Here is an 8,709-nt window from a genome sequence, read left to right as displayed (position 1 = left end):
CAAAAACACCTCCGATGTTAGTACTTTTTAAAAGTGTACCACTCCGAAGGTGTTTTATATTGTCTCAAAATTTTAGGTTAGCCCATTCCATAAAATCGGAATGAACCCCTTGACTGAAAAGATTATAATTTTGAACTGTCTGCTTCTTCTTCCACTTGATACAGCGGTGTACTGAGGTAACGTTCTCCGTTCGACGGGATGATCGCCAGAACAGTTTTTCCTTTTCCCAGACGTGCGGCGGTCTTCAAGGCAGCCGCGATCGCCGCTCCAGAAGAAATCCCACCGAGAATCCCGTTCGTTTTAGCGGCACGGCGCGCATGATCAAACGCTTCTTCCGTCGTCACTTGCTCGACGCCATCGTAGATCTTCGTATCAAGAATCGATGGGACGAATCCAGCTCCGATTCCTTGTAACTTGTGCGGACCCGGTTTCCCACCCGAAAGTACAGGGGAATCCGTTGGTTCAACGGCAATGATTTCAATTCCAGGGAAAGCATGACGTAACACTTTTCCAGCACCAGTAATCGTTCCGCCCGTTCCAATTCCAGCGATGAACGCATCAAGCGTCAATCCTTCAAACGCCTCGACGATTTCAGGGCCTGTCGTTTGTTCATGGACGACCGGATTCGCTTCGTTGTTGAACTGTTGCGGCATGAAATAACCGTGTTCTTCGGCTTCTGCCGTTGCCCGAGCAATCGCACCCTTCATTCCTTCCGGGCCTGGTGTTAAAATCAACTCCGCACCGTACGCACGAAGAAGAGTTCGACGTTCCATGCTCATCGTTTCCGGCATGACAAGAATCGAGCGGTACCCTTTTGCAGCAGCGACCATCGCGAGTCCAATTCCGGTGTTTCCACTCGTGGGCTCAATGATCGTATCTCCTGTTTTCAGATGCCCTGCCGACTCAGCCGTTTCGATCATCGCTAAGGCGATTCGGTCCTTGACGCTTGAACCTGGATTCATATATTCCAGTTTCAAATACACGTCCGCATCTTCCGGTCCTGTCAAATGATTCAATTTAACGATCGGCGTGCGGCCGACTAAATCCAATACTGAATTCGCAATGCGCATGACCATTCCTCCTCATAATGAAAAACTTCAATTCCAAGTAATCCGATAGATCAATTATCGATGGACTGGATGAAAATTGTCAATCAAAGCGCTCTACCGTCGGCTTTGATCCGTTTTTTGATTGTTTTTCGACTGCTTCCGCAATCAAACGGTCAATCGTTTCCTGCTCATGCTCATTTCGCATGACTTGATAGACATCCGCCCGTGTGATTTCTTGATCACCGACTTGCGCGACGACCTCTTCGAGCGGTCCACCGATACTGTCCTGGACAATCTTCGGTGAGTCAACTTTTGGCAATTCACCCATGAACGCGTAAGCACCTGTCAAAAAGTTCGTCAATAACAAAATGAAAATCAACATCCACAAGTACTTAGAGTTTACAGTTCCCATTTTCAGACCCTCTTATGCTCTTTCGAGTGATTTTTCGCGAAGTGATTGTAATTCTTCGACACCATACTGATAATGTTCTGAACAAAAATGACAAACAGCTTCTGCGCCACCATCTTCATCAATCATCGCTTGAATCTCGTCCGGTCCGAGCGCGACGATCGCTGTCGCTAATTTTTCACGCTCACACGTACATTTAAAGGCAACTGGAATCGTATCGAGGACTTCAAACGAATCCCCTAAGACAAGACCTAACATCTCTTCCGGCGTTTTTTCTTCTCCGACCAGAATCGAAATCGGTTTTAACGCAGCGATTCGTTGCTCGAGTGCCGCAATCGTTTCTTCTGACGCATCTGGCATCAATTGGACGATCAAGCCGCCTGCTGCGATGACAGACTCATCTTCTGGATAGACGAGGACACCGGCACCAACGACGGATGGACTTTGCTCTGAAACAGCAAAATAGTATGTGAAGTCTTCACTGATCTCACCTGTTTGGATCGGCGACTGTCCGCCGACGAAGTCCCGGAGACCTAAGTCTTTGATGACCGAGATATTTCCACGACCAACGGCGTCGCCGACTTTCAGTTTCGTCAGACCATCGCCATTGACATACGTATCCATCTCAACACGCGGGTGGGTGACGTAGCCTCGGACTTGTCCTTTTGCATCGGCATCGACGATGATTTTACCGATTGGTCCGTCCCCTTCGACTTTCAGCGTCACACGTGTGTCTCCTTTTTGCATCGTTCCCATCATCGCCCCGATCGTCAATGTCCGACCAAGCGCTGCTGTCACAACGGGTGTCGTCTGGTGACGCAGTTGTGCTTCATAAACCGTTTTTGTCGAACGGATGGAAAAGGCGCGGACTTCCCCATTAAAACCTAAGGCTCTTACTAAATAATCATCTTTTAATTGTGCTAATAATTCTTCACGTTTCATTATTTTTCCCTCACTTATTTCGGTCGTAGATAATCCGCAACCCGTCAAGCGTCAAAAATGGATCAACGATTTTGATCGTCGCGGATTCCTCACTGATTAATCGGGCAAGTCCTCCTGTCGCAATGACAGTAGCTTCACCCATTTCTTCTTTCATCCGATGAACGAGTCCATCGACTTGCGCGACGTATCCGAAATAGGTTCCGGATTGCATCGCATGGACCGTATTGCGACCAATCGCTGACTGCGGTTTCGCAATCTCGATTCGTGGTAATTTCGCTGCTTTGTTATACAGTGCCTCGGTCGATACCATGACACCCGGTGAGATGATCCCACCGTAATAGCGTTTTTGTGAATCGATATAACAATAGGTCGTGGCCGTTCCAAAATCAACAATGATCAAAGGACCATCGTATTTGACTGTCGCAGCGACCGCATTGACGATTCGATCCGCCCCGACCTCTCTTGGATTGTCGACTTTCAAATCGAGTCCCGTCTTGATTCCCGGTCCAATCACAAATGGACGTCGGTTGAAGTAACGGACGCACATGTTTTCGAGCGGAAACACGACAGGGGGTACGACAGATGATAACACGATTCCCTCAATGTCTTCCACGTTTAAGTCTGCATCCCGAAACAGAGCTTTGACCAACATCCCGTACTCGTCCGTTGTCCGTGTACGATCCGTCGCGATCCGCCAATGCTGAACAAGTGTCTGTTCATCATAGACGCCAAGCACGATATTCGTATTTCCCACATCAATTACTAAAATCATCTGATTCCCCACTTTTCTCTGACGATAGCTGTTGCATACGTTGTGATTATACCACGCACGTCTGGCTTCACCTATTGAAGTGCGCCTTGTCAAACAGAACAGAAAAGGTCAGCATCCCATTTGGAATACTGACCTTCTTTGTTCGCTAGACACCGTCTAGTCTCTTTTAGTCCATACGTACTTAAATTTGATCATCCCGACGTGGTTGATCTGGTTTTTCCGTATCGACATTTTCCCCTTCTTCGATGACAGAGCCACGTTGCGTCGGAGATTCTGTCGGTTGATCGATGACAGGTGTCGTCGATTCCGGCGTTTTCTCGTCCACTTTTGGTTCTGCGATCACTTCAGGTTGGTTTTTCTTGTATTCGCCCGTCTCCAAGAGATGGTGAATTTGTTTCTGGTCAAGTGTTTCCACTTCAAGTAACGTCGTCGCAATCAAATCAAGCTGATCGCGTTTTTCCGTTAGGATCGTTTTCGCTTTTTGGTAACACTTGTTGATGATCGCTTGAATTTCCATATCGATTTCATGGGCAATCGCATCAGAATAGTTCTGTTCGTTTTGGAAGTCACGTCCTAAGAAGACGTTTCCGCTTTGACCGGAACCAAACTGAAGGGGTCCGAGTTTTTCACTCATCCCGAACTCCATGACCATCTTCCGTGCTAATCCTGTTGCACGTTGGAAGTCATTACTCGCTCCAGTCGATGCTTCACCAAAGACGATATCTTCCGCGACACGACCACCAAGTAATCCAGTGATCTTATCTTCAAGTTCTGGTTTCGTCATGAAGTAACGATCTTCTTTCGGAAGCATGATGACGTAGCCGCCCGCATTTCCACGAGGAACGATCGTAACTTTATGCACTTCATCCGCATCATCGAGTGTGACACCGATGATCGTATGACCCGCTTCATGCCACGCGACAATCTTTTTCTCTTTTGGTGAGATGATCCGACTCTTCTTCGCCGGCCCAGCGATGACACGGTCGATCGCTTCTTCGAGATCGACGATTGAGATCTTGTCACGGTCGGTACGCGCTGCAATAAGTGCTGCTTCGTTCAACAGGTTTTCAAGATCGGCACCAGAGAAACCTGGTGTACGTTGTGCGATGGCTTTTAAATCAACCGTTGCATCAAGTGGTTTATTGCGTGCGTGTACTTTCAGAACCGCTTCACGTCCGACGACATCTGGACGCTCGACCGTGATTTGACGGTCAAAACGGCCTGGACGAAGTAAAGCAGGGTCCAGGATATCGGCACGGTTCGTTGCTGCGATCATGATGATACCTTCGTTTTCACTGAATCCATCCATCTCAACAAGAAGTTGGTTCAATGTTTGTTCCCGCTCATCATGTCCGCCGCCAAGACCAGCTCCACGTTGACGACCGACTGCATCGATCTCATCGATGAAGATGATACATGGTGCATTCTTTTTCGCATTTTCGAACAAGTCACGTACACGTGATGCCCCAACCCCTACAAACATCTCAACGAAGTCAGAACCTGAAATCGAGAAGAATGGGACGCCGGCTTCACCCGCTGCCGCACGGGCTAACAATGTTTTACCTGTACCTGGAGGACCTACAAGGAGGACACCTTTTGGAATACGGGCACCGAGACGGGCAAACTTACGAGGATCTTTCAAGAATTCAACAACCTCAACGAGTTCTTGTTTTTCCTCATCTGCTCCTGCGACATCGTCAAACGTAATCTTTTTCTTTTCTGTATCGTACAGGCGCGCCTTCGATTTTCCGAAGTTCATGACGCGACCACCGCCGCCGCCGCCTTGTGCTTGATTAATCAAGAAGAAGAACAGGATGAAGATGATGATGAATGGAACGATGGTCGTCAGTAACGCGATCCAACCGCCATTTGTTTCTGCTGCCTTAAAGTCCAACTTGACGTTTTGGCTACGCAATTGCGTATACAAATCCGTCAGTTCTGTATCGACAGCCGGTACGACGGTTTCATATGTCGTATCCTTTTCACGTAATTCACCTGTGACGTTATACGTCTGTCCCTCATACTGGAACGTCGCCGTCTTGACATCACCTTTTTCAACTGACTCGACAAACTGTGTGTAATTGATTTCTTTGCTTTTGTTCACTGGACTCTGCAAGTATTGCAGAAACAAGATCAAAGCTAGAAAAATGACCCCAAACACGAGGGTATTCTTCACTGCTCGGTTCATCGTAGGCCTCCTCTCCGCACCAACTGATTGAACTTACTCAATCGATACGAATCCTAACGCGGCAAAGCGCGCTTTGTAATTGGTTTCATCTTATCATGTGACAGTCAAGATTAAAAATAATTAGCCGCCGTAGACTGCTGGTTTCAATACACCAACATAAGGAAGGTTACGATATTTTTCTTCATAGTCAAGACCATAACCGACAACGAACTCATGTGGAATGACAAAACCGCTATAATCGGCGTGTAAATCGTTTTTACGACCACTTGGTTTATCGAGCAATGTCACGATTTTGACTGACTTTGCTTTCCGATATTTAAAGAGATCCACGAGATAGCCTAATGTTAATCCACTGTCGATGATATCTTCGACAATCAGGATGTCACGTCCTTCTACTGACGTGTTTAAATCCTTCTCAATCTTAACTTCTCCCGTCGATGTCGTCCCGCCGTGATACGTCGAGACATCCATGAAGTCCATTTCTAAATGCATATCCATCTTTTTGACAAGATCAGACATGAATGGCATTGCCCCTTTGAGCACACATACGAGTAGTGGGAAACGATCTCCATAATCCGCTGTCAGTTCACCCGCGAGTTCACCGACTTTATGTTGGATCTCTTCTTCCGAAATCAGTACTTTTTCCATATCATTCATTAAGGTCATGCTAGGTATTCCTCCTCCATTTTAAACACTACATTACCATTCTATCATTAAACACGATTGTGCGAGGAGTTCAAATGACCCGAATATTGCAATTCGATGTCCGATGACTGCCAGAACTTGACCTGTTGCATCGACGACGACCGGAATTTCTGTCCGCAATGCCCGCGGTACCTTGGCATCAATAAGAATTCGACTGACTTTTTTTGTCCCGATGGCCAGTTGAATCCGGTCCCCCGGTAACGGTCGTCGAATCGTTAACGGGAAACGGATTGCCCCGACAGGAATCCCTGCTGAGGCACGGAAAAACCTAATCCGATGGTCACCATAGTGATAGGTACCCAAATCAGGACCGATTTCAAGTGGTTCAGATGCAAAGTTTCTCACAGGACAGCGGTCACATGTCAAAAATCCATATGTGCGCTGTATCCTCCAGTTTCCATAATACACTTCACCGGACGGCATATCTACTCGTAACCATGTCAAAAATCGATTGTAATCATTTGAGGAGAGTTCGCTGCCAGGTAACAGAACACGTAAGACGAACCGTTTGAAGTCGGAAGGAAGTCGCTGAACGACTTCGAGGGGAAGTCCCCGTTCTGTCATCTGCGACTTGACGAGTTCTGCGACATATGTCAGATGTTCTTGTTGTTGTTCATCCCGCACCATCGCCGCGCGCGCCGTCGCTTCCTCATAACCGGGGCGTAATTCCGCCAAGAGTGGCAACACCTGATGCCGCATCTGGTTTCGAAGGTACTTTGTTTCAGCATTTGTCGCATCTTCAGACCACTGAATGCGTTGTTCCTTCGCATAGTCATACAGTTGTTGTTTCGTATATGCCAATAACGGACGATGCATCTGACCATTCGCAAACGGCCGGAGGAGCGGGATTCCGTCGATATGTGCTTCCCCGCGAATCAATTGAATCAACAGCGTCTCCAATTGATCGTCTCGGTGGTGGGCTAGAACCAAATGGTGCCGTCCGGTTTCTGCCATGACCTGTCGAAAAAACGTATACCGTCTGTTTCGGCATGCTGCTTGACTTGGTGTCTCCCCTTCCCAATCGAGACGCGTCATCCGGAACTCAATTTGACGTGCTGCGGCAAAGTTGCGGATCGCCTCCGCTTCCTGATCTGATTCTTTCCGAAGACCGTGATGGACATGGACAATCAAAATATCGTAATCTGCCTCATGTAAAACATGCGCTAACACCATTGAATCACAGCCACCCGAGACCGCGACGAGTAAGGGTTCCTTTGGAAGATTCACGTCTAATCGCATATCTTGACCTCCTTCATTTGATGATTGAAACGAAAAAAGCTACCTCTATATAAATAGAGATAGCTTTTTTACAGAATGACCCGTACGGGAATCGAACCCGTGATACCGCCGTGAAAGGGCGGTGTCTTAACCGCTTGACCAACGGGCCAAAAAAATATGGTAGCGGCGGAGGGAGTCGAACCCACGACCTCACGGGTATGAACCGTACGCTCTAGCCAGCTGAGCTACACCGCCATATTTTGAACGCGTGCGTCTTAAGCACATTTTCTATAATACTTGGGAGTCAAATGATTGTCAACGCTTTTTGTAAAAATAATTTCAAAAAAATAAAAGATGGAATGAACAGCGTCATTCCATCTCTATTCTTATAAAGAACAGGTCAGCAAGTTATTGACGTTTAGCACCACGTCCGCCACGTTTTGAATCCGTTTGACGTTTCAATGTAGCAAGACGATCTTCACTATCTTTGAGGAAACTAGTCATCAACGTATCGAACGTTTGCTCTTTACGTGGAGCTGGTGCGCCACGGCCACCTTTGTTAAAGCCACCACGGTTTCCACCGCCGCCACTTCCACCACGTGGACCTTTGTTATCGAAAGGACGTGGTCCACGGTCTTGACCTGCTGGACGTGGTCCGCGATCAAACTGACGAGCAGGAGGACGTGGACGTTCGCCTTCTGGGCGATCGACGGCTTTCTTAATTGAAAGACCGATCTTTCCGTCGTTCTCTACACTCAACACTTTAACCGTGATTTCTTGTCCGACTGTCAAGACATCATTGATATCCTTGACGTAAGAATCTGCTACTTCACTGATGTGAACAAGACCTGTCTTCCCCGTCGGTAATTCTACGAACGCGCCGAAATTGGTGATGCCTGTAACTTTCCCTTGTACTTTGCTGCCTACTTCAATCGACATAAATTGTATTGCTCCTTTTTAGTTGATTCATTTCTTATTATACGAGTGATTCTACATTTTTTCAATCAATCGGCAAGCTTCGTTTAATCTTCCGGTGAAAAATAGAAAATCGTTTCGCCTTTTTTCGAGTACAGCAGTTCACTTCTCGCTAAGTTCGCAACATATTTCTTATCATTCAATCGTTCAATTTCTTCTTTCAGACGGGCTGTTTCTTTTTCTGCTTTCGCCTGTTCTTGATTCGCAACCTGAAACGACTGTTTCTGTTCAGCAATCAATTGTTTCTTTTCGATATATGACCACCCCATCAGGGACAGGACAATAAGAAAGATCGACATACAGACTAAGAAGCGCCTCTTCAGACGTAAACGGTTTTCGATTGCATTTTGACTTAACTGTTTTTTCCGGTCATTGAGCGGTTTGATCTTGGGCGGTGTATCACGCCCTGATTCCAACGGTGCTGGCATATCATCCCTCCTTATCCGAGTGG

At 47.1% G+C, this 8,709-nt stretch carries 9 protein-coding genes and 2 tRNA genes; all 11 read right to left on the bottom strand.

Going from position 1 to position 8,709, the window contains the following annotated elements; all coding sequences use genetic code 11:
- Nucleotides 1-122 precede the first annotated feature (122 nt).
- The 11 genes from cysK to KNQ13_RS10955 all read right to left on the bottom strand — a co-directional run bounded on the left by cysK (nucleotide 123) and on the right by KNQ13_RS10955 (nucleotide 8,686).
- A complete protein-coding gene (gene cysK / locus KNQ13_RS11005; protein ID WP_014969113.1) occupies nucleotides 123-1,070 on the bottom strand; it encodes a cysteine synthase A in 948 nt (315 codons plus the stop codon).
- Nucleotides 1,071-1,149: 79 nt separating this feature from the next.
- Entirely contained in the window at nucleotides 1,150-1,461 is a 312-nt protein-coding gene (locus KNQ13_RS11000; RefSeq protein ID WP_110418076.1) for a SurA N-terminal domain-containing protein, read from the bottom strand.
- A gap of 12 nt (nucleotides 1,462-1,473) precedes the next feature.
- A complete protein-coding gene (gene hslO / locus KNQ13_RS10995) occupies nucleotides 1,474-2,400 on the bottom strand; it encodes an Hsp33 family molecular chaperone HslO (protein WP_014969111.1) in 927 nt (308 codons plus the stop codon).
- 10 nt (nucleotides 2,401-2,410) lie between these two features.
- Nucleotides 2,411-3,172, bottom strand: a complete 762-nt coding sequence (locus tag KNQ13_RS10990; protein ID WP_014969110.1) for a type III pantothenate kinase — start codon at nucleotides 3,170-3,172, stop codon at nucleotides 2,411-2,413.
- 181 nt (nucleotides 3,173-3,353) lie between these two features.
- Nucleotides 3,354-5,360: an ATP-dependent zinc metalloprotease FtsH gene (gene ftsH / locus KNQ13_RS10985; RefSeq protein WP_014969109.1), complete on the bottom strand. Its 2,007-nt coding sequence runs from the start codon at nucleotides 5,358-5,360 to the stop codon at nucleotides 3,354-3,356.
- A 120-nt stretch (nucleotides 5,361-5,480) separates the two neighbouring features.
- Nucleotides 5,481-6,026: a hypoxanthine phosphoribosyltransferase gene (gene hpt / locus KNQ13_RS10980; RefSeq protein WP_012368964.1), complete on the bottom strand. Its 546-nt coding sequence runs from the start codon at nucleotides 6,024-6,026 to the stop codon at nucleotides 5,481-5,483.
- 33 nt (nucleotides 6,027-6,059) lie between these two features.
- Nucleotides 6,060-7,304 (bottom strand): tRNA lysidine(34) synthetase TilS, encoded by a 1,245-nt coding sequence (gene tilS / locus KNQ13_RS10975; protein WP_026830511.1) that lies wholly within the window; start codon nucleotides 7,302-7,304, stop codon nucleotides 6,060-6,062.
- A 76-nt stretch (nucleotides 7,305-7,380) separates the two neighbouring features.
- Nucleotides 7,381-7,452, bottom strand: a tRNA-Glu gene (locus KNQ13_RS10970).
- 9 nt (nucleotides 7,453-7,461) lie between these two features.
- A tRNA-Met gene (locus KNQ13_RS10965) sits at nucleotides 7,462-7,538 on the bottom strand.
- Between the two features lie 153 nt (nucleotides 7,539-7,691).
- Nucleotides 7,692-8,222, bottom strand: coding sequence for a S1 domain-containing RNA-binding protein (locus KNQ13_RS10960; protein ID WP_014969107.1), 531 nt, complete (start codon nucleotides 8,220-8,222; stop codon nucleotides 7,692-7,694).
- 83 nt (nucleotides 8,223-8,305) lie between these two features.
- The gene (locus KNQ13_RS10955) at nucleotides 8,306-8,686 is read right to left on the bottom strand and encodes an FtsB family cell division protein (RefSeq protein WP_014969106.1); all 381 of its coding nucleotides are present in this window, start codon (nucleotides 8,684-8,686) and stop codon (nucleotides 8,306-8,308) included.
- Nucleotides 8,687-8,709 lie beyond the last annotated feature (23 nt).

Source organism: Exiguobacterium sp. s128 (assembly GCF_018618815.1).
In the GTDB taxonomy this organism is placed as follows: domain Bacteria; phylum Bacillota; class Bacilli; order Exiguobacteriales; family Exiguobacteriaceae; genus Exiguobacterium_A; species Exiguobacterium_A antarcticum.
The sequence above is the reverse complement of the archived record's forward strand: the minus strand, read 5'-3'. Positions and strand labels throughout refer to the sequence as shown.